The organism is Mesorhizobium sp. CU3 (assembly GCF_006442965.1).
GTDB lineage: Bacteria > Pseudomonadota > Alphaproteobacteria > Rhizobiales > Rhizobiaceae > Mesorhizobium.
In genome coordinates this window covers 1-20,009 of the sequence record NZ_VFWX01000018.1, presented here as the reverse complement: position 1 = coordinate 20,009, position 20,009 = coordinate 1, and the positions used below count along the sequence as shown (strand labels likewise).

The 20,009-nt window shown below is 64.9% G+C and carries 16 protein-coding genes and 1 riboswitch; of the genes, 6 read left to right on the top strand and 10 right to left on the bottom strand.

Annotated features, from left to right (window positions below):
• Positions 1 to 149 precede the first annotated feature (149 nt).
• Together FJ988_RS24125 and FJ988_RS24120 are read left to right on the top strand one after the other, a co-directional pair.
• Positions 150 to 1,013: an RNA polymerase factor sigma-32 gene (locus tag FJ988_RS24125; RefSeq protein WP_140820861.1), complete on the top strand. Its 864-nt coding sequence runs from the start codon at positions 150 to 152 to the stop codon at positions 1,011 to 1,013.
• A 172-nt stretch (positions 1,014 to 1,185) separates the two neighbouring features.
• The gene (locus tag FJ988_RS24120; RefSeq protein ID WP_140820860.1) at positions 1,186 to 3,132 is read left to right on the top strand and encodes a caspase family protein; all 1,947 of its coding nucleotides are present in this window, start codon (positions 1,186 to 1,188) and stop codon (positions 3,130 to 3,132) included.
• A gap of 86 nt (positions 3,133 to 3,218) precedes the next feature.
• Here the strand turns inward: FJ988_RS24120 and FJ988_RS24115 are convergent, their stop codons facing one another.
• The 4 genes from FJ988_RS24115 to thiB all read right to left on the bottom strand — a co-directional run bounded on the left by FJ988_RS24115 (position 3,219) and on the right by thiB (position 8,248).
• Positions 3,219 to 4,688 (bottom strand): M48 family metalloprotease, encoded by a 1,470-nt coding sequence (locus FJ988_RS24115; protein ID WP_140820859.1) that lies wholly within the window; start codon positions 4,686 to 4,688, stop codon positions 3,219 to 3,221.
• Positions 4,689 to 4,841: 153 nt separating this feature from the next.
• Entirely contained in the window at positions 4,842 to 5,624 is a 783-nt protein-coding gene (gene thiQ / locus FJ988_RS24110; protein ID WP_140820858.1) for a thiamine ABC transporter ATP-binding protein, read from the bottom strand.
• Positions 5,621 to 7,237 carry a thiamine/thiamine pyrophosphate ABC transporter permease gene (gene thiP, locus FJ988_RS24105; protein ID WP_140820857.1) on the bottom strand — a complete coding sequence of 539 codons (1,617 nt, stop codon included), beginning with the start codon at positions 7,235 to 7,237 and terminating at the stop codon, positions 5,621 to 5,623. The genes thiQ and thiP overlap by 4 nt, the downstream gene beginning before the upstream one ends.
• Before the next feature lie 6 nt (positions 7,238 to 7,243).
• Complete coding sequence (gene thiB, locus FJ988_RS24100; protein ID WP_140820856.1) at positions 7,244 to 8,248, bottom strand: thiamine ABC transporter substrate binding subunit; 1,005 nt, start codon at positions 8,246 to 8,248, stop codon at positions 7,244 to 7,246.
• Positions 8,249 to 8,290: 42 nt separating this feature from the next.
• Positions 8,291 to 8,396: riboswitch (TPP riboswitch) on the bottom strand.
• A gap of 136 nt (positions 8,397 to 8,532) precedes the next feature.
• Here thiB and FJ988_RS24095 point away from each other — a divergent pair.
• Together FJ988_RS24095 and FJ988_RS24090 are read left to right on the top strand one after the other, a co-directional pair.
• Positions 8,533 to 9,177: a thiamine diphosphokinase gene (locus FJ988_RS24095; protein ID WP_140820855.1), complete on the top strand. Its 645-nt coding sequence runs from the start codon at positions 8,533 to 8,535 to the stop codon at positions 9,175 to 9,177.
• A 1-nt stretch (position 9,178) separates the two neighbouring features.
• Entirely contained in the window at positions 9,179 to 10,993 is a 1,815-nt protein-coding gene (locus FJ988_RS24090) for an ABC-F family ATP-binding cassette domain-containing protein (protein ID WP_140820854.1), read from the top strand.
• A gap of 7 nt (positions 10,994 to 11,000) precedes the next feature.
• Here the strand turns inward: FJ988_RS24090 and FJ988_RS24085 are convergent, their stop codons facing one another.
• Positions 11,001 to 11,939, bottom strand: a complete 939-nt coding sequence (locus tag FJ988_RS24085; protein WP_407067713.1) for a homocysteine S-methyltransferase family protein — start codon at positions 11,937 to 11,939, stop codon at positions 11,001 to 11,003.
• Positions 11,940 to 12,095: 156 nt separating this feature from the next.
• On the opposite strand from FJ988_RS24085, the gene FJ988_RS24080 reads away from it, so the two are divergent.
• Entirely contained in the window at positions 12,096 to 12,338 is a 243-nt protein-coding gene (locus tag FJ988_RS24080; protein WP_140820852.1) for a type II toxin-antitoxin system CcdA family antitoxin, read from the top strand.
• Positions 12,338 to 12,640: a CcdB family protein gene (locus tag FJ988_RS24075; RefSeq protein ID WP_140820851.1), complete on the top strand. Its 303-nt coding sequence runs from the start codon at positions 12,338 to 12,340 to the stop codon at positions 12,638 to 12,640. Before FJ988_RS24080 ends, FJ988_RS24075 begins: the two co-directional genes overlap by 1 nt.
• Positions 12,641 to 12,670: 30 nt before the next feature.
• Here the strand turns inward: FJ988_RS24075 and FJ988_RS24070 are convergent, their stop codons facing one another.
• From FJ988_RS24070 to FJ988_RS24050, 5 genes are all read right to left on the bottom strand, one after another.
• Positions 12,671 to 14,491, bottom strand: a complete 1,821-nt coding sequence (locus FJ988_RS24070; protein ID WP_140820850.1) for a hypothetical protein — start codon at positions 14,489 to 14,491, stop codon at positions 12,671 to 12,673.
• A 65-nt stretch (positions 14,492 to 14,556) separates the two neighbouring features.
• Positions 14,557 to 15,855, bottom strand: a complete 1,299-nt coding sequence (locus FJ988_RS24065; RefSeq protein WP_140820849.1) for an adenylosuccinate synthase — start codon at positions 15,853 to 15,855, stop codon at positions 14,557 to 14,559.
• 207 nt (positions 15,856 to 16,062) lie between these two features.
• Entirely contained in the window at positions 16,063 to 17,664 is a 1,602-nt protein-coding gene (gene serA, locus FJ988_RS24060) for a phosphoglycerate dehydrogenase (protein WP_140820848.1), read from the bottom strand.
• A 68-nt stretch (positions 17,665 to 17,732) separates the two neighbouring features.
• A complete protein-coding gene (locus FJ988_RS24055) occupies positions 17,733 to 18,908 on the bottom strand; it encodes a phosphoserine transaminase (RefSeq protein WP_140820847.1) in 1,176 nt (391 codons plus the stop codon).
• A 200-nt stretch (positions 18,909 to 19,108) separates the two neighbouring features.
• On the bottom strand, positions 19,109 to 19,978 hold the full coding sequence (locus FJ988_RS24050) for an outer membrane protein (RefSeq protein ID WP_140820846.1): 870 nt from the start codon (positions 19,976 to 19,978) through the stop codon (positions 19,109 to 19,111).
• Positions 19,979 to 20,009: the final 31 nt, after the last annotated feature.

Genomic DNA, 20,009 nt, shown 5'->3' with positions numbered 1-20,009 from the left:
GATCGATAACAAAACCGTTCCCGGCTGGAACAGCCAGGCTACCGCCGCCACGGAACCATTCCCGCGCTTGGCACGTTGCAAAGCTGTTCTAGGGCGCGACGGCGTCATTTCAACCGTCAACGGTGCAACGAACGCCAAAGGGGACCGGCATGATCGAGGACGCGGCAGGACGGACACTGGTCCGGGCGGCAATGAAGGCTCCTTACCTCGAGCGCGACGAGGAGCATCTTCTGGCGCTGCGTTGGAAGGAAGACAACGACCAGCACGCGCTGCACCGGATCACCGTAGCGCATATGCGCCTGGTGATCTCCATGGCCTCGAAATTCCGCCATTACGGCTTGCCGCTCGGCGACTTGATCCAGGAGGGCCATGTCGGTCTGCTGGAAGCGGCGGCGCGTTTCGAGCCCGCGCGCGAGGTGCGGTTCTCGACCTATGCTACTTGGTGGATCCGCGCTTCGATGCAGGACTACATCCTGCGCAACTGGTCGATCGTGCGCGGCGGCACCAGCTCGGCGCAGAAGGCGCTGTTCTTCAATCTGCGGCGCCTGCGCGCCCGCCTTGCCAACGGCGCCGAACCGATCTCCAACGCCTCGCTCTATCACGAGGTCTCGGTGGCGCTTGGCGTTCCGGAAGCCGACGTGGCGATGATGGACTCGCGCCTCTCCTCTCCCGACAGCTCGCTCAACGCGCCATTGGCCGACGAGAATGGCGCGGCGGAGCGGATGGACTTCCTGGTCTCGGACGACCCGCTTCCCGATGAGATCGTCGGCGACAGGATCGATGTCCAGCGCCGCGCGGTGTGGCTGAAAAGCGCGCTCGGTGCACTCAACGCCCGCGAGCTTCGCATCATTGAGGAGCGTCGATTGACCGACGAGGGCGCCACGCTTGAATCGCTCGGCGAGCAGCTCGGCATCTCCAAGGAACGCGTCCGCCAGATCGAGGCCCGCGCCATGGAGAAGCTGAAGCTGGCGCTGGTGAAACAGAACCCGGAATTTCTGCCGGAAGCCGCCTGACAATATACAGGACTTCAAAATCGGCCATATAAGATATTACTTAAATAGTAATATATCGCTATTATGTAAGATTTTGCTGTTTTAGATATTCATATTGTGAATTCTTTAACAGATCATCGCATGGCAAAATGCCTCTTGGGTCACCGGACCGTAACGAATGTGGGGCCTTGCCATGCTGCGACGCTATGCGCTCTTCGCCGCCTTTATCCTTTTGAGCCTCACGACGCTCGAAGCCCACGCCGATCGAAGGGTTGCCCTCGTGATCGGCAATTCGCAATACCGGGAAATCCCGGCGCTCCAGAACCCCGACCAGGATGCCGATGACGTGTCGAAGACGTTCCGGCTGGCCGGCTTCGACGTGTTCGTCGCCAAGGACGTGACCAGGCTGCAGTTCGAAGAGAAGTTCCGCAACTACCTGGCCGCCGCCGACGGTGCCGATCTCGCAGTCGTCTATTACTCCGGCCACGGCTTCCAGATCGGCGGCCAGAACTTTTTGATCCCGGTCGACGCGTCGCTGAAGGATCCGGCCGACATGGAGGTCCAGGCTATCAAGCTTGACGACATGCTGCAGCAATTGCGGACCAAGTCTAAGATCCAGATGATCATCCTCGACGCCTGCCGCAACGATCCCTTCCCACGCAAGGACTATTGGCTGCGCGATCAATTGATCGTATCCGGGGACAGCGGGCTGGCACAGGTGACAGGCTCGCAGAATGCGCTGATAGCCTTTGCCACGGCGCCGGGCGCGGTCGCTTATGATGGATCCGGCAAAGGCAGCCCCTTCTCGTCCGCCTTTTCCCGCCGGGCTCTGACGCCAAACGAAGAGATCCTCAGCGTCATGGCCGCCGTGCGACGCGACGTGGTCAAGGCAACCAACGGCAAGCAGGTTCCGTGGGAGAGCTCCTCGCTGGTAGACGACGTCGTGCTGATGCGCGGGGCAAGCCAAGCGGCGCCGCCGTCACCCGACACCACTGCGCAAGACCAGCAGGCGTCGGAGCGCGGAATCCAGGTCGCCGCCGCCGAAGCAATCGAAAATCGCGATATCGGCGTGCTGGTCGGCGTCGGCCCGGTTCCGTTGAAGCTGGATCTTCCGGCCAATGAGGCCTCGGTCAGCCTCAAGCTTGCGAGCTATCCGGCAACCGGAACGCTCTCGCTGCCGGATCGCGTGCTGTCGCCGCAATCGAGCCTGATGGTCGGCGAGCTGGACAATTTGCGATACGAGCCGCAGATCGGTTCGGCTTCACCTGTCGAGGTCGGCTTCGATATCCGAGTCGGCAATGCGTCGAAAGAGGCGACGATGAAGCTGTCGCCTAACGTCGATCCTTGCGATCAGGCCGCAGGCGAGCCACTCGACTTGCAAGGTGTCGTCCCCGGCCGGTTGCCGAATGAAATCGGCGGCAACGCAGTCGAACTTTGCCAGGTAGCGGTGAAGGCCTATCCGGATGTCGCACGCTTCCGTTACCAACTCGGGCGGGCGCTGCTGGCGGCCGGCAAGGTCGACGAAGCCAGGCAAACCATCCAGGAAGCCGCCGACAAAGGGCACGTCCGCGCCGTCTACGAGCTCGGCTACATCGCCTCTTCAGGAATAGCGACAACCTTGGATCGCACCAAGGCGAACGCCTTCTATTCGCAAGCGTCCGACAAGGGAGACCCCTATGCCATGGCCGCCTGGGGGCGCGCCTTGTTCGACGGCCTCGGCATCCAACGCGATACCGGCAAGGGATTGGACCTGCTGCTCAAAGCGGCCGCCATGGGCAACATCAATGCCATGAACGATCTGGCGCTGATCTTCAAGGAAGGCCGCAACAGCGTGCCTGCCGATGCGGACCGCGCCCTTGCGTTCCTCAAGGCCGGCATCGACCGGCAAGAAGCCTATTCGATGGGCATTCTCGGCCTCTCGCCCAAGCAAAGCGAAATGAAGGTCGCGGTGTGCAAGCCCAAGGTGGTGACGAAAGTGGTCACGAAGATAAAAGTGATCCGCACCCCTGCGCCGCCGCCTCCACCACCGAAAATCACCAAGCCGGCACCACCCGAAAACGGCTCCATACCCTGGCGCGGCAATGGCGGCGATCACGATCGTTCGACACCCCAGAGGAGCAGCGACAACAGCGATGGCTGACGGTGTCGGCGACAGCACCGGCGGTGCTGCTGGTCGCGGGACTGCGAAACGATCCGTGAACGGATGCCGGTCACGCCGGCAGGGTGCTACTTGTCCGTGACGATCTTGACCTTGTCGCCGGCCGACACCGTCGCGCCCGGCGACATGGCGTTGAGCACCCGGAAGAGATCGAGCTTGCGGTCGACGCCGACCATTTGCGCCGCCAGCGAGCCCATCGTCTGGCCGGCCTGGACGGTGACCACCCTGATATGCAGCGGCTTCAGCGCCGCCTTTTCGGCCGGGCTCAAGGTGCGGAACGATGCGCTGACCGAGCGCGCGACCGAATCGAGCGAAGTGCTGGCCGAGGGTGCTGCGGTGAGCAGCCGATAGACCTGGCCGCCGGCACGGATCACCGCGATGTCGAACTGCCAGCCTTGCGCGGTGGCATGCGCCATTGCCGCTTCGTTACCGTTGATGGTGTCCTGGCGCACGCTGGCGTCTTCGAGACCGGCCACCCAGCCGCTGCGGATATAGTCGGTGAGCGACAGCGACTTGTCGATCGCCACGCCATCGAAGCGGATGGCGATGTCGCCAGGCCCCGTCGCGGTGACCGCGGCGGCGGAATTGTCGATGACGAAGCCGTCCGGCACGGTGAACGAGACGCCGAGATTGGGATGCAGGAAGGTCTGGCCGCGCACATAGCCTTCTTCCGGCGTGTCGCCGTAAAGCAGACCGTCTATGCCGGCGAGGAATGCGTCGCGGTCGCGCGTGCCGACGCCGGGTGCGCCGAAATTGCGGGCAAGGCGCTGCGCCAGGTCGATGCGCTGCGGCGTGCTGGGATGCGTGGCCAGGAAGTCGAGATTGGCGTCGGTAGCGCCGCTGATCGAGCGGAAATCCGTATAGGCCGACATCGACTGCAGGAAGCGGCCGGCGGCATAGGGATCGTAGCCCGCTTCGCCGATCGATTTGATGCCAATGGCGTCGGCCTGCAGTTCCTGATTGCGCGAGAACTGCGCCAGCCTGAGCTTGCCGCGGATGAGCGCCGCCTTGGCGGTCGGGCTGTCGCCGAGCACGTCGGAGACCACCTTGGTCGCCAAGCCTTCCTCGGCCTCGAGCTGCTGCCGCTGCAGGCCATGATTGGCGGTGACGTGGCCCATCTCATGCGCGATGACGGCGGCGAGCTCCGACGAGTCGTTGGCCAGCGCCAGCAGGCCGCGCGTCACATAGAGATAGCCGCCCGGCAGCGCGAAGGCGTTGACGTTGGGCGAGTTGAGGATGGTGATGCGGTAGGTCTGGGTCGGGTTGGCCGAAACCACCGTCAGATTGCCGACGACCTTGGCCACCATGCGTTCGAGCTTGGGATCGGAATATTCGCCGCCATAAGTCGCCAGGATGCGCGGATGCTGCGCCTTGGCCATTTCGACGAGCTTGGCGTTGGCGACGACATTGTCGATGGTGATCGGCTTGTCGGAAGGCTGGAAGCCGCTCTCCTGCACGTCCGGCGGCGTGAACATCTGGCAGCTCGCCAGCGCCACGGCCAAGCCGGCCAACGCGAGGAAACGCGCCAACGGCCTCATCCAAACTTTCTCAGCGCCGGTCGACAGATCGGCTTCCTTTCGAAATCTTTCGGCAAATCACGGCCCAGCCGGACCAGCATGGCCGGACCTAGCCACACTCCCCCGGACAAGGCAAGCAAACGCCGGATCGCCCGTTGCCGGTTTGGCCGTAAATTATGTCCGCTTCCGGGCAATATGTTGTGATCCGGCAACGGTGTCGCCTCGATCGCCGATATAGCGCCGGAAGGCATCGGGTCCAGATCGTTCGAAGAAATCCTCGGCAGGTCCGATCGACGCGATCGTGCCCGCGTCGAGAAAGGCCATGTCCTGGCCGATGCGGCGCGCGTCTTCCGGCTGGTGCGTGACGAACAGCACCGTCATGGCGCGCTCGGCATGGATGCCGGCAACGAGATCGAGCATGTCGTCGCGCAAGGCAGGGCCGAGCGAGGCAAATGGTTCGTCGAGCAAAAGCACCGGCCGGTCGCGCAGCAGCACCCGCGCGAGCGCCACGCGCTGCCGCTCGCCGCCGGAAAGTTCGCGCGGCAGCCGCTTTTCCTTGCCGGCAAGACCGACGCGCGCCAGCGCCTCGGCGACGGCAATGCGGTCGGCATCGCTAAGCCTGAGCGACGGCGAGCGGCCGAGCCCGACATTGGCTTCGACCGAAAGATGCGCGAACAGATTGTTCTCCTGGAACACCATCGACACCGGCCGCCCAGAGGGCGGCGCGTTGCCGACATCCTCGCCGCCGATCAGCACCTTGCCCTTATTGGGCGATTCGAAGCCGGCTATCAGATTGAGCAGCGTCGACTTGCCCGAACCGCTCGGCCCCATGATGGCGGTGATCCGGCCCGCGGCGAATTCGACATCGAAGCGGAACGATGCCTCGCCATAGCTGAACGAGACGCCGTCCAGCTTCACCGCGAGACCTTTTTGCATGGCGCTGAAGCCCTTCGTCATGACCGTCCTTCCCGCCCGAGCCGGTCGGCGGCAACCACCAGCATCAGGCAGACGAGGCCGAGCAGCAAGGCAAGTCCGGCGGCGTCGGCGGTCCGGTAGCTGCCCATGCGCGCCAGGAGCAGATAGGGCAAGGTCTGCACGGAATCGCTGCCGAACAGCGCGATTACGCCGAGGTCGCCGAGCGACAGCGCCATGGCGAAGGCAAAGCCCGTCGCCAGTGGACGCCTGAGCGACGGCCAGTCGATGAGGCGCAGCCGGTTCCAGCCGGCAATGCCGAGCGCCAGGCAAAGCTGCTCGTGCCGCTCGCTGGCCGCATCATAGGCGGGGCGGATGGCCCGGATGGCGAAAGGCATCGCCATCACCGCATTGACGGCGACGACCATGACCGGGGCAATGGCGAACACATCGGCCACGTTGCGCAAGGCGAGGAACCAGCCGGCGCCGAGCACGATCGGCGGCACCACCAGCACGAAGCCGGCGCCGGTGTCGGCGGCATGCTCGAGCAGCGACATCGCCTTGCCGGGACGGCGGCGCAAGGCCAGCGCCCGTCGCGCCGCGATCAATGCCAGCGACAAGGCGACGGCGAGCAACGCCGCGAGGAAGGCGAGGCCGGCGCTGGTCAGCGTCGCGCGGCGCACCGCTTCTTCGCCCGTCAGCCGGCCGAGATCGGCTTTCAGCCCCGCCTGTACGGTAGCAAGCATCGGTCCGGCGACGAACAAAAGCGCAAGCGCGATCAGGCCGGCATTGAGCGCGGCTTCCAGTCGGCCGACGCCAAGATAGCGGCGCGGCGCCACGGAGAGATTGGCCTCGCCGACCGTATTGGCGCCAAGCCGGGTGAGTGCGAGCATCACCATGAATGTCAGGCCGATCTGCAGCAGCGTCAGCACCACGGCGCGCGCCGGATCGAAATCGAAGCGCAGCGCCTGGTAGATGGCGACCTCCAGCGTCGTCGCCGCCGGCCCGCCGCCCAGCGTCAAGACGATGGTGAAGGAGGTGATGCAGAGCATGAAGACCAGCCCGGCGACGCCCGGCAAAGCCGCGCGAAGCGCCGGCCATTCGATCAGGCGAAAAGCGGGCCGGGCGCCCATGCCGAGCTGGCTCGCCAGCCGCCACTGGTCGGCGGGCACCGTGCCGAGCGCCTCCAGGAACAGCCGCGTCGCCAGGGGCAGGTTGAAGAAGACATGCGCGACCAGGATGCCGGAGAGGCCGTAGATGCCGGGCCATTCGCCGCCGCCCAGCGTGGCGAAGACGCCGGCAAAATATCCGGCACGGCCGTAGAGCGCCAGCACGCCGAGCGCGACGACGATGGCCGGCAGCGCCAGCGGCACGGTGAACAGCTGCAGGATCAGGCCGCGCCCCGGAAAGCGCGGATGCCGCGACAGGGCGCGCGCCACCAGCAGCGCCGGCGCGACCGAAAGCAATGTCGACAGCAGCGCCTGCCAGAGCGTGAAGCGGGCGACGCGGAAGAGATAACCGTCGAAGGCCGCATAGGCGCCGGAAAGGTCGTGCGCGCCTTCGACGATGAGGCCGGCAAAGGCGCCGCCGATGAGCAGCGCGATTGCCGCCAGCGCGACGACGCCGGCGGCGATGCGGGAGTCACGCGCGGAATGCACCCTGGCCTACTTGCTCATCACCGCCAGCCACTCGTCCATCCAGGCCTTGCGGTTGGCCGCGACGTCCTCTGGGCTGAACAGCAAGGTCTTGGTCGGCTTGACCAATTTGTCGAAGGCCGGGTTGAGCGACTTGTCGGTCTTGCCGGCTGGGAACATCCAGTTGGTCTCGGGAATGACGTCCTGGAATTTCGGCCCGGTCATGAAGGCGATGAATTTCTGCGCCAGCGGGTTCTTCGCGCCGGTGGTGGTGATGCCCGCCACCTCGATCTGCAGATATTCGCCTTCCTCGAAGGAGGCCGCCTGGTAGCGCTCGGTGTTCTCGGCCACCATGTGGTAGGCCGGCGATGTGGTGTAGGACAGCACCATCGGCGCCTCGCCCTTGGTGAACAGGCCATAGGCTTCGCTCCAGCCCGGCGTCACCGTCAGCACTTTGGTCTTGAGCTTGGCCCAGGCCTCCGGCGCCTTGTCACCATAGACCGACTTCACCCAGAGCAGCAGCCCGAGACCGGGCGTCGACGTGCGCGGGTCCTGGATGACGATCTTGTCGGTGCCGGCGCCTTCCACCAGGTCCTTCAGGCTCTTCGGCGGCGTCTTCAGTTTCTGCGTGTCGTAGACGACGGCGAAATAGCCGTAGTCGAAGGGCACGAACGTGTCGTCGCTCCAGCCGCCGGGAACGTTGCTTACGGACACCTCGCCATGCGGCGCAAACAGGCCGCTCGCCTTGGCGTCGGCGGTGAGGTTGGTGTCGAGGCCGAGCACGATATCGGCCTTGGTGCCGGCGCCTTCCAGCTTGACGCGGTTGAGCAGCGCCACGCCGTCGGCGACCGAGACGAATTCGAGATCGCAGCCGCATTCGGCCTCGAACTCCTTCTTCACCGCTGGTCCAGGGCCCCAATCGGCGGTGAAGCTTTCATAGGTATAGACGGTGAGCTTGTCCTTCGCCGCGGCGGGACCTGCCAGCAGCGAAACAAACCCTGTTGCGAGAATAAGTTGGGACAGTATCGAGCGCATCGGCGCCTCCTTCGTTTGCGTTAAAGGAATTGAGGCGTCGGATGGTCCGAAACGTCTAATCCCTCCGCCGGTACAAACCGGATCAGGTTCAGCGGGTTGGCTTGAATGCCTCTCAGCCGGATCACGTCCGGCACCCCGTTAGAGCGGTTCGACAGATAGGCCCGGCCGCAGCCGGGCGCAAGCGGAAGTTTGCCGGACAGCTAATGTTCAGCCTGGCCTTGGAGGCGCCGTGGTGGCGCTGCCCGGCTTCCGTTTCGACTGGAGGGCTGGTAAGGGCGACGGCCATGGGCACATTCACCATTCTGCTTGGCGGCGAACTCATCCGCACGCCTCGGCTCGAACGCCAGATCGAGGGCACGCGCGTCATCGCCGCCGATGCCGGCATCGGCCATGCCCGCCTGCTGGGCATCGTCCCGGAACTGTGGGTCGGCGATTTCGACTCCGTGCCGCACGCCCTGCCGGATGACTTGGCCGCGGTGCCGAAGACCGTATTCCCGGCCGAGAAGGACAAGACGGACGGCGAGCTGGCCATCGCCGAGGCGCTGGACCGCGGCGCGACCAGTCTCATTCTCGCCGGCGCCTTCGGCGGCAAGCGGGCCGACCATGCTTTCCTGCATCTGGCGCTGGCCGTGCGGCTGGCCGAAGCCGGCACCACGGTGATGCTGACCAGCGGCGCCCAGGAAGGCGTGCCGATCCTGCCTGGCGAAGCAGACTTCGACTATGCCGGCGGCACGCTGTTTTCGGTGCTCGGTTTCTCCGAGCTCTCCGGCCTCACGGTCACCGGCGCCAAATGGCCGCTCGACCGCGTCGAGGTGGCGTTCGGCTCCTCGCTCACTATATCAAACGAGGTCAGGGGCCGGCTCGGCATCGCGCTGGAGCGCGGCAGGGCGCTGCTTCTGGCCCATCCCTACCCTCTCCCAGAAAGCTGATATGGCGCCGCCACTCCTCAATCTCGACGGCATTAAACTGACCTTCGGCGGCACACCGCTGCTCGATGGCGCAGCACTCAGCGCATCGGCCGGCGAGAAGATCGCGCTGGTCGGCCGCAACGGCTCCGGCAAGTCGACCCTGCTCAAGATCGCCGCCGGCATGATCGAGCCGCAGGACGGCGAGGTGTTCCGCCAGCCTTCGGCGACCGTTCGCTATTTGCCGCAGATGCCCGACATGGATGGTTTCGCAACGGTGCGCGCCTATGTCGAAGCCGGGCTCGGGCCTGCCGACGATCCGCACCGCGCCACCTATCTGATGGAACATCTCGGCCTTACCGGCGAAGAGCGGCCGAACGACCTGTCCGGCGGCGAAGCGCGACGCGCCGCGCTTGCCCGCGTCATGGCGCCCGAGCCGGACATCCTTTTGCTCGACGAGCCGACCAACCATCTCGACCTTTCCGTCATCGAGTGGCTGGAAGAGGAACTCGCGCGCACCTCGTCCGCCGTCATCCTGATCTCGCATGACCGCCGCTTCCTCGAACGCGTCACCCGCGCCACCGTCTGGCTCGACCGCGGCCAGACCCGGCGGCTCGACAAGGGTTTCGCCCATTTCGAGGAATGGCGCGACCAGGTGCTGGAAGAGGAAGAGCGCGAGCAGCACAAGCTCGGCCGGCAGATCGTGCGCGAGGAGCATTGGCTGCGCTATGGCGTGACCGCCAGGCGCAAGCGCAACATGCGCCGCCTCGGCGAGCTGCAGTCTATGCGCCAGCGCTTCCGCAGCCATCGCGGCGCCGAAGGCACGGCCACCATGGTGGCGAGCGACGCCGCCGAATCCGGCAAGCTGGTGATCGAGGCCAAGACCATCGACAAGAGCTTTGGCGATCTGACCGTCGTCAAAGGCTTCTCGACGCGCATTCAGCGCGGCGACCGCGTCGGCCTGGTCGGCCCGAACGGCGCCGGCAAGACGACGCTGTTGAAGATGCTGACCGGCGAGCTGGCGCCCGATGCCGGCTCAGTGCGGCTCGGCGTCAACCTGGAGATCGCCACGCTCGACCAGAAGCGCGAAGCCGTCGATCCGCAGGAGACGCTGGCGCATTACCTCACCGATGGGCGCGGCGAGAACCTCGTCATCAATGGCGAGCAGCGCCATGTCGTTTCCTACATGAAGGACTTCCTGTTCAAGCCGGAGCAGGCGCGCACGCCGGTGCGCGAACTTTCCGGCGGCGAACGCGCACGGCTGCTGCTTGCCCGCGTGCTGGCGCGGCCGGCGAACCTGCTGGTGCTCGACGAGCCGACCAACGATCTCGACATGGAGACGCTGGAGCTGTTGCAGGAACTGGTCGCCGGCTTTGCCGGAACGGTGATCCTGGTCAGCCACGACCGCGATTTCCTCGACCGCACCGTCACCAGCGTGATCGCGCCGGACGGCGGCGGCCGCTGGATCGAATATGCCGGCGGCTATTCCGACATGCTGGCGCAGCGCGGCGGCTCGAAGCTGGAAGACCGCAAAGCGAGAGCGAAGACCGAAGCCAGCGAAGCAGCGCCGAAGGCCGAACCGGCCGCGCAAAAAGGTTCGGCGAAGAAACTCTCGTTCAAGCAGAAATTCGCGCTGGACTCGCTGCCGAAGAAGATCGAGGCGGTCACCGCCTCGATCTCGCGGCTGGAAAACAACATCGCCGACCCGTCCTTCTATGAGCGCGATCCGGCCTCGTTCCAGAAGACCATCGCAGCGCTCGACAAGGAGCGCACGACGCTCGCCGCGCTCGAGGAAGAATGGCTGGAACTGGAGATGCTGCGCGAGGAGATGGAGGGCTAACCTCCGCTCACAAACAGGCCTCGCAAATCGCGGCGATGTGGCGCCTGTCCGTGCCGCAGCAACCGCCCAGCACGCCTATATGGCCGAAACGATCCCGCATGGCGCGATAGCGCCGGCCGAGATCGATCGGATCGCCCGGATCTAGTTCGGTCGCCGCATCCAGTTCTGCATGGCTTTTGGCGGATGCATTGGCGCGCACGCCGCGAATGCGGCTTAGCCACTTGCCGCCGTCGGCAAGAACGGCATCGAAATGGCTGGGGTGCGCGCAGTTGATCATGAAGTAGGCCGGCGCACCGTCGGTCTCCTCGTCGACCAATTCTATGGCGTCCTTCAGGCTTTCGCCGGAAGGCAGGCGTCCGTCAGTCTCCACCGTGAAGGAAATCACCGGCTGCAGGCCGGCCGCCATGGCGGCGCAGGCTATGCCGGCCGCCTCTTGCGAATAGGTCATGGTGACGGCGCTGACCATGTCCGCGCCGGCGTCGCGGAAGGCCTTGATCTGCCCGGAGTGATAGTCCTCGGCTTCGGCGGGCTTCATCGACGTATCGGCGCGGTAGCCGTCGCCGCGCGGTCCGACCACGCCGTTGACAAGCACAGACACACCGCGCGCCACATAGGGGGCGGCAAGCTCCCGCGCCCACACGACCGCTTGCCTGTTTGCGATCGACAGCGCCTGCGACGAAAAGCCGAGTTTTTCGGCCCAGTCGGGATTGGCGCGCCATGTCGGCGTATCGAGCACGAAGCCGACGCCGTGCTGTTCGGCGATGTCGAGATACTGGCGAAAATAGCCGCCGAGCCTCTCGCGTCCGTCCTCCTTGCCAAGCAAGGGAAAAGCCGCGAAGCAGGGCAGATCGAGACCATCCAGGAACACCAGGGAGGTTTCGAGGCCGCCATCCGTCAACAGAACGGTTTCGCCCAGTTCGCGTAGATTGATCTTGGTCATCGCCACACCAGGGTTCAAACTGTCGGTTGCGCGGTTGTAGAAGCTGAGGGTCGCTCGATCATGTCGCCGGAAAGCAGGCTGGTAACGCGACTGTTACCAGCACCTATCCGTTGCGGCGGCGGTGGAATGCGCATATTCTATACGCATGTTGCGGAGGCCATTATGCGCAAGATAACCGCCAACGCCGTTCGTCAGCCGGCGAATTTGTCGATCGATTCACAGCTCATGAAGGAAGCCAAAGGCCTCAACGTCAATGTCTCGCGCGCTGCCGAAGCCGGCATAGCCGAAGCGGTGGCCGCCGAGAAGACGCGGCTCTGGAAGCTGGAGAACCGCGATACGATGGACGCCTGGAACGGCTATGTCGAAAAGCACGGCATTCCGCTCAAGGATCACCGGCAGTTCTGATGGCGCGCTACGACGTCTTCACCGTGAGCAGTATCGAAGGCGGCTACCTGCTCGATGTTCAATCCGACCTGCTCGACCATTTCAAGACGAGGGCGGTGGTTCCACTTCTGCCGCTGACGTCCACTCCGCAACCAATGCGCAAACTCCATCCCATCTTCGAGATCAACGGGCGCAAGCTGGTGATGGCAACCCATTTGATCGCCACGGTCTCGACAACGGAACTGGGTGAAAGCCGGCTGAACCTGACGCGGCACCACGATGAAATCGTCGCCGCGCTCGACATGCTGTTTCAGGGATTTTGAGCTGCGGCGCCATTGCGGCGCCGCGGTCTCTCACCCAGACGTCTTGGCCGCCCAGGCCTTCAGCGCCTCATCGAACACCTTCTCGCCGGGGATGCCCTTTTCCATGGTGAGCAGCGCGCGGCGGCCGGTCTTGTAGACGACCGGCACATCGATCCAGTCCTGGCCCCTGAGCAACGTCAGATTGGCGTCCTGATCGGCCTTGGTGTCGTTGAGCGCCACCAGGAAGAAGCCGTCGGCGATCTTGGCCGGAATGCCGATCAGCGGGCTGCCGGCATCCTGTTCCGAGCTCTTCATGGCGATGCGCAGGATGTTGTCGACGCCGCCGCCGTCAAAGCCCTGCGGCGTCAGGAAGATCATCTCGATGATGTGGCTGGCCGGCAGGGTCTGGTCGGTGTTGCGCCGGATGGTCATGCGCAACTGGACATTCTTGCCGGGGATCGTCGCTTCGGCGCGGATCGCCGGCTCCGGCGGCAGGTCGCCGCCGGGCGATTCCTGCACCAGCGACCAGACGATGCTGCCGGGCTCTGCCGTGCCCGGCTGGGTGCTGGTCTTTTCCTCATAGAAGATCGCCTTCTGGCCGACCGGCACGGTCGCCTCGGCTGTGGCGGGCGCAGGCGTTGCAGGCGCGGTTCCCGCCGCAGGCGCTGCCGCGGGCGGGGTTGTTGCCGCTGGCGGCGTGGTGGCCGCTGCCGGTGGTGTCGTTGCAGCGTCCGGGGTGCCGGCTGCAGGAGCGGCCGGATTGGCCGCGGCATCCGCTGGAGGCGTTGCGGCCGGCTGCGCCGCATCCGGGGCCGGCGTCGCCGCTGGCGGCGTTGCTGCTGGCGCGGTCGGCGGCCGCGTCGTCAGCGCCGCGACGGATTCGCCCTCGCCGATCGTCGCCTGGCCGCCGGCTGGACCGGGATCGGTCTCCTTGCCTTCCGGCGTCAGACGCTGCGTGAACTTGGTCGCCTCGGCAGGTTCGCCGGCGGCAGGCGCGGGCGTTGCCGGCGTTGCCGCCGTCTCGGTCGGCTTTGCAGGCGCCGGCTTGACCAGCGGCTCAGTCGACACCGTCTTGCTGGCGCCGCCGTTGAGGCCGAGCAGCGAGGCGAAGGCATTCTTGTTCAGCCAGATGCCGTAGCCGCCGCCGGCCAGCACCAGAAGCGCGACGACCGCGGCGATCAGGCCGCCATAGCTGCGCTTGCGCGGCTGCGGCCTGAGCCGCTGAAAAGTGTCGGCCGCCGGCTGCTCGTCATTGGCAAAGACATCGCTGCCGTCATCGGCGTCGGCATCCTGCATGCCCGGAAAGTTGACATCGTCGTCGCGCGGCGACGGCATGGGTGGCGGCGCCGAAGGCGCCTTTTGCCAGGCGGGCTCCGCCTTTGCCGTATTTTGCCAGCTTGGCTCGGTCTTTGCGGCGCTCTGCCAGCCGGGCTCCGTCCTTGCCGGGGCAGGTCGCGCGGGTTCAGCCCTCGCGCTGCCCTGCCAGCTCGGCTCGGTCCTTGCGGGGGCAGGCCCCGATTTGAACGTCTCGGCCTTGAACGGGTCCGGCTTGGCAGGCTCGGGAGCCGCGGGGTGCCTGACATGGCTTGGCTGGTTCTTGTTGCGGTCGATCGAGGAGAAGATGTGCTCCAGCTCGGCAAGTGGGTCCTCGGCCGGCGCGCGCCTGACATATTCGCGCTCGACGCTCGAAATGGCGTCTTCCAGCGACCGCTTCTGCTTGCTGACGATATCGGGGGCGAGCGGCGGCGCGTAGTCGGCGAGCTTCTTCGCCAGCACCGAACGGGCGCCGTCGTAAATCTGCTTGCGCACCTCGAAGGAAGGATCGCCCTTCTTCTCGAGCTGCTTTTTCAGAACGGTAACGAAATCTGCCATGCGTCAGGTGACCTGCATTCGCTTCCCGGCTCGGCCGCAAATCAGCACCGGGAAGGCTTGAGAAACTAGTCTTGAAACGGATCGGTCACAAGTATTGTGTCGTCCCGCTCCGGGCTGGTGGAAAGCAGCGCCACCGGGGCGCCGATCAGTTCCTCGATATAGCGGACATATTTAACCGCCTGCGCCGGCAGGTCGTTCCAGCTGCGGGCGCCGGCCGTCGTCCCCTTCCAACCTTCGAGCGTCTCGTAGATCGGCTCGACGCGGGCCTGCGCGCCCTGGCTCGCCGGCAGGTAGTCGATGACTTCGCCATCGAGCCTGTAGCCGGTGCAGACCTTGATTTCGTCCAGCCCGTCGAGCACGTCGAGCTTGGTCAGCGCGATGCCCTTGATGCCGTTGACGGCGACCGCCTGGCGCACCAGCACCGCATCGAACCAGCCGCAGCGGCGCTTGCGACCGGTGACGACGCCGAACTCGTGGCCGCGCGTGCCGAGGAATTCGCCGACCTCGTTCTTCTGTTCGGTCGGGAACGGGCCTTCGCCGACACGCGTCGTGTAGGCCTTGGTGATGCCCAGCACATAGCCGATCGCGTTCGGACCAGTGCCCGAGCCGGCGGCCGCCTGGCCGGCGACCGTGTTGGACGAGGTGACGAACGGATAGGTTCCGTGGTCGATGTCGAGCAGCGTGCCCTGTGCGCCCTCGAACAGGATGCGCTCGCCGGCGCGCCGCTTGTCGTCGAGCACTTTCCAGACACGGTCCATATAGGGCAGGATATCGCCGGCGACCGAGGTCAGTTCCTGCATGATCGCCTCATGCGTCGCTTCCGGATGGCCGAGCCCGCGGCGCAGCGCATTGTGGTGCGTCAGCAGCCTGTCGACCTTCAGGGGCAGCGTTTCCAAATCCGCCAAATCCATCACCCGCACCGCGCGCCGGCCCACCTTGTCCTCATAGGCGGGGCCGATGCCGCGGCGGGTCGTGCCAATCTTGGTTCCGGAATTCGAGGCCGCGTCTTCGCGAAATCCGTCCAGCTCCCGGTGCAAGGACAGGATAAGCGCGGTGTTTTCGGCGATTTTCAGGCGCTCGGGCGTCACCCCGATGCCCTGGTCCTTGAGTTTCTTCACTTCGGAAACGAAGGCATGCGGGTCGAACACCACGCCGTTGCCGATGATCGACAGCTTGCCTTCCCGCACCACGCCGGAGGGCAACAGCGAGAGCTTGTAGACCTTGCCGTCGACGACCAGCGTGTGACCGGCATTGTGGCCGCCCTGGAAGCGCACGACCACGTCGGCCCGTTCCGACAGCCAGTCGACGATCTTGCCCTTGCCTTCGTCGCCCCATTGCGAGCCGACGACCACCACATTGGCCATGTTCTTTTCCCTTGAAACGCCGCCCGGGCGGCCTGAAACGACAGGCCTCTATAGCGTCAAGCGCTGGCGGGCGCGACCCTTTCTTTGCGGCGAAATCGGCGCCGGGGCACAACAATTTTGGCGTATCGCCGCTGGTGCGGCCGCCGCAAAACGCGAAAGGCGCGGACGAGGTCCGCGCCTTCGATGGAACCTGCCGGCAGGAACCCGCTATTCGCCGCCGACGTCGAAGCGCAGCCGCTTGGCCGAATCGATCGACTTGTGGGCCCGCACCTGCTCCAGCACCTTTTCCGGAAACGGCGCGTCGAGATAAAGCAGCGCGATCGCGTCGCCGCCCGGCCGGTTGCGACCGAGCTGGAAGTTGGCGATGTTGACGCCGTTCTCGCCGCACACGGTGCCGAGCAGGCCGATGATGCCGGGCGCATCGGCATTGGTCGTGTAGAGCATGTGCTGGCCGACCTCGGCGTCGAGATTGATGCCCTTGATCTGGATGAAACGCGGCTTGCCGTCCGAGAAGCAAGTGCCGGCGATCGAGCGCGTCATGTGCTCGGTCTTGACGGTGAGCTTGATATAGCCGTCGAACACGCCCGACTTGTCTCGCTTGACCTCGGCGACGATGATGCCGCGTTCCTTCACCATGATCGGCGCCGACACCATGTTGACGTCGGCGACCTGCGGCCGGATCAGCCCGGCAAGCGCTGCACTGATCAGCGCGCGCGTGTTCATCGTCGCGGTCGAGCCGTCGAACAGGATCTCGACCTCCTTGATCGGATCTTCGGTGACCTGGCCGACAAAGGCGCCGAGCACCTCCGCGAGCTTGACGAAGGGTTTCAGCCGCGGCGCCTCTTCGGCCGTGATTGAGGGCATGTTGATGGCGTTGGAGACCGCGCCCTTGATCAGGTAGTCGCTCATCTGCTCGGCGACCTGCAGGGCGACATTCTCCTGCGCTTCCGCCGTCGAGGCGCCGAGATGCGGGGTGGCCACGACATTCTCCATGCCGAACAGCGGGTTCGCCTCCGCCGGCTCGACCTCGAACACGTCGACGCCGGCGCCGGCCACCTTGCCGCTCTTCAGCGCCGCCACCAGATCGGCCTCCACGACCAGGCCGCCGCGGGCGCAATTGATGATGCGCACGCCGTCCTTCATCTTGGCGATCGCCGCAGCATCGATGATGTTGCGCGTCTTGTCGGTCAGCGGCGTGTGGAGGGTGATGAAGTCGGCACGGGCGAAAAGCTCATCCAGCTCGACCTTCTGAACGCCGAGCTCCTCGGCGCGGCTGTCGGACAGGAACGGGTCGAAGGCGACGACATGCATCTTCAGGCCGACGCCGCGCGTGGCGACGATCGACCCGATATTGCCGCAGCCGATGACGCCGAGCGTCTTGCTGGTGATCTCGACGCCCATGAAACGGTTCTTTTCCCACTTGCCGGCATGGGTGGAGGTGTTGGCCTCGGGAATCTGGCGCGCCAGCGCGAAGATCATCGCCACCGCGTGCTCGGCCGTGGTGATCGAATTGCCGAAGGGCGTGTTCATCACGATGATGCCCCTGCGGCTGGCGGCAGGGATGTCGACATTGTCGACGCCGATGCCGGCGCGGCCGACCACTTTGAGCCGCGGCGCGGCATTGATCAGCTTTTCGGTGACCTTCGTCGCCGAGCGGATGGCCAGCCCGTCATACTGGCCGATCAGTTCGGCGAGCTTTTCCTTGTCCTTGCCGAGGTCGGGCAGATAGTCGACCTCGACGCCGCGATCCTTGAAGATCTGCACGGCGGTGGTGGAAAGTTTGTCTGAAACGAGAACGCGGGGCGCCATGGCGGCCTCCTTGAAATGAGATTGATCCGTTGTGGGGATCGGCGGCCCACAGGCCGCCGCTGAAGATTTCAGGCAGCCGCCTTGAGCGATGCCTTCTGGGTGGCAAAAGCCCAGTCCAGCCAGGGCAGCAGCGCCTCGAGATCGGATGTCTCGACGGTGGCGCCGCACCAGATGCGCAGTCCGGGCGGCGCGTCGCGATAGGAACCGATGTCGTAGGCGACGCCTTCCTTGTCGAGCGCCGAGACGAGGCCCTTGGCGAAGGCCGCCTGGCCATCGGCATCAAGCGCGGTAACCTGGCTGTCGGCGAAGGAGAGACAAACCGAAGTGTTCGAGCGCGTCGCGGCTTGCACGGCGAGGTGGCCGAGCCAGGGCGACGTCTCGACGAAGCGGTCGAGCACCGCGGCGTTGGCATCGGCGCGGGCGATCAGAGCCTCGAGACCGCCGATCGACTTCGCCCAGTGAAGCGCGTCGAGATAGTCCTCGACGCAAAGCATCGACGGCGTGTTGATGGTCTCGCCCTTGAAGATGCCCTCGATCAGCTTGCCGCCCGAGGTCAGGCGGAAGATCTTCGGCAGCGGCCATGAAGGCTTGTAGGTCTCCAGCCGCTCGACGGCGCGGGGCGACAGGATCAGCATGCCATGCGCGCCCTCGCCGCCCAGCGCCTTCTGCCAGGAGAAGGTGACGACATCGAGTTTTTCGAAATCGAGCTTTTGCGCGAAAGCGGCCGAGGTGGCGTCGCAGATGGTGAGGCCCTTGCGGCCGGCCGGAATGAAATCGCCGTTCGGCACGCGCACGCCCGATGTGGTGCCGTTCCAAGTGAAGACGACATCGCGGTCGAAATCGATCTTGGCAAGATCGGGCAAGGCGCCGTAGCCGGCTTCGAACTTGCGCACGTCGGCGAGCTTCAGCTGCTTGACGACGTCGGTGACCCAGCCGGCGCCGAAGCTTTCCCAGGCGACCATGTCGACGCCGCGCTCGCCGAGCAGCGACCACAGCGCCATCTCGACCGCGCCGGTGTCGGAGGCCGGCACGATGCCGATGCGGTAATCCGCCGGTACTTGCAGAACCTCGCGCGTCAGCTCGATCGCCTGCTCGAGCTTTGCCTTGCCGATCTTGGCGCGATGGGAGCGTCCGAGCGCGGCAGCCTTCAGCGCCTCGACCGACCAGCCGGGGCGTTTTGCGCAGGGACCTGAGGAGAAATTGGGGTTTGCCGGACGGAGTCCGGGCTTCGTAAGCGTCGTCATCGTGGTCTATCCTTCCAGATAGTGGCCCCTCGTTGGGGAGGGGTGGCCCACGGACGGCGATATGCTTTCAGGCTTTCGGCGTCAAGAGCAAAGTTTTTGTCGCTGACGGGATACTTGCCCCGTGACCCATTGACGAGCGCCGCTGAAACGAAAACGGCGGATCGCGAGACCCGCCGTCGGAATCGGCTGGCTTGTTCCGCCTACCAGAGGTCGTAGCGCAGGCCGAGCTTGACTGTCTGGTAGTCGATGCCCTTGTGGATGTTAAAAGCACCGCTGTCATACGCCACGAATTTGGCACTCGGCACCGAGAAATATTCGTAGCCAAGATCGACCGAGACATTTTTGCTGACCTGATAGGAAAGGCCCGCACCGATCGAATAGGCAAGATTAAATTTAGCTTCCGAGTCCTCCGAACCCTTGTAACCAGCTGGGTCGTCGCAGGTGAAGCCTCCGGCGCCGGTCGAATCGGGAGCAACCTCGACGCAATTGCGCTCTCCCATAGTCTTGAAATATTTGTTGTATGCGATACCCACGCCGCCACCGATGTAAGGAGTCAATCCAACGTAGGTGCCGAGGTCCACATAGCCATTGGCCATCAAGCTGTAGCCCTTGTTGGTGGCACGGTTTGTCGCCTCGCAGTCTTCGGTAGCCGGGGCACTCCCGATAATGACCGTACCGCCGGGCCCTATGGTTACAGTGCCTGTGTGCCCCGCGCACCCGTTCGGCACCAGCGCATGGTCGCCGAACTTGTTGGTCGGCAGGATGCCGCCATTAAGTTCGACCCTGAGGAAGTCGTTGAGGTGGTAACCCATGCCGATGCTGCCCGTGAACAGGCTGGCATCGTTGGTGAAACTGGTGGCCCCACTCGACGATATCTGATGCTCGAACGGATGGCTAAACGCATAACCGACATCGCCGCGCAGATACCAGCCGGAACCCACCTCGACCGGCTGATAGTCCGGCGCCTGGTCGGCATATATCGGCGGATCGTAGTCGGCCGACATCGCCTGCGTCGCCGGCATCAGCGCGATTGCGGCTACCGCCAGTGCTTTAAGCGATTTGAATATCATGGTCCCCGGCTCCTGAAATTGGCGCCAGCCG

Coding starts and splice junctions, on each gene's coding strand:
- FJ988_RS24125 (WP_140820861.1), top strand. CDS start 150: ATGATCGAGGACGCGGCAGGACGGACACTGGTCCGGGCGGCAATGAAG.
- FJ988_RS24120 (WP_140820860.1), top strand. CDS start 1,186: ATGCTGCGACGCTATGCGCTCTTCGCCGCCTTTATCCTTTTGAGCCTC.
- FJ988_RS24115 (WP_140820859.1), bottom strand. CDS start 4,688: ATGAGGCCGTTGGCGCGTTTCCTCGCGTTGGCCGGCTTGGCCGTGGCG.
- thiQ (WP_140820858.1), bottom strand. CDS start 5,624: ATGACGAAGGGCTTCAGCGCCATGCAAAAAGGTCTCGCGGTGAAGCTG.
- thiB (WP_140820856.1), bottom strand. CDS start 8,248: ATGCGCTCGATACTGTCCCAACTTATTCTCGCAACAGGGTTTGTTTCG.
- FJ988_RS24095 (WP_140820855.1), top strand. CDS start 8,533: ATGGGCACATTCACCATTCTGCTTGGCGGCGAACTCATCCGCACGCCT.
- FJ988_RS24090 (WP_140820854.1), top strand. CDS start 9,179: ATGGCGCCGCCACTCCTCAATCTCGACGGCATTAAACTGACCTTCGGC.
- FJ988_RS24080 (WP_140820852.1), top strand. CDS start 12,096: ATGCGCAAGATAACCGCCAACGCCGTTCGTCAGCCGGCGAATTTGTCG.
- FJ988_RS24075 (WP_140820851.1), top strand. CDS start 12,338: ATGGCGCGCTACGACGTCTTCACCGTGAGCAGTATCGAAGGCGGCTAC.
- FJ988_RS24070 (WP_140820850.1), bottom strand. CDS start 14,491: ATGGCAGATTTCGTTACCGTTCTGAAAAAGCAGCTCGAGAAGAAGGGC.
- FJ988_RS24065 (WP_140820849.1), bottom strand. CDS start 15,855: ATGGCCAATGTGGTGGTCGTCGGCTCGCAATGGGGCGACGAAGGCAAG.
- serA (WP_140820848.1), bottom strand. CDS start 17,664: ATGGCGCCCCGCGTTCTCGTTTCAGACAAACTTTCCACCACCGCCGTG.
- FJ988_RS24055 (WP_140820847.1), bottom strand. CDS start 18,908: ATGACGACGCTTACGAAGCCCGGACTCCGTCCGGCAAACCCCAATTTC.
- FJ988_RS24050 (WP_140820846.1), bottom strand. CDS start 19,978: ATGATATTCAAATCGCTTAAAGCACTGGCGGTAGCCGCAATCGCGCTG.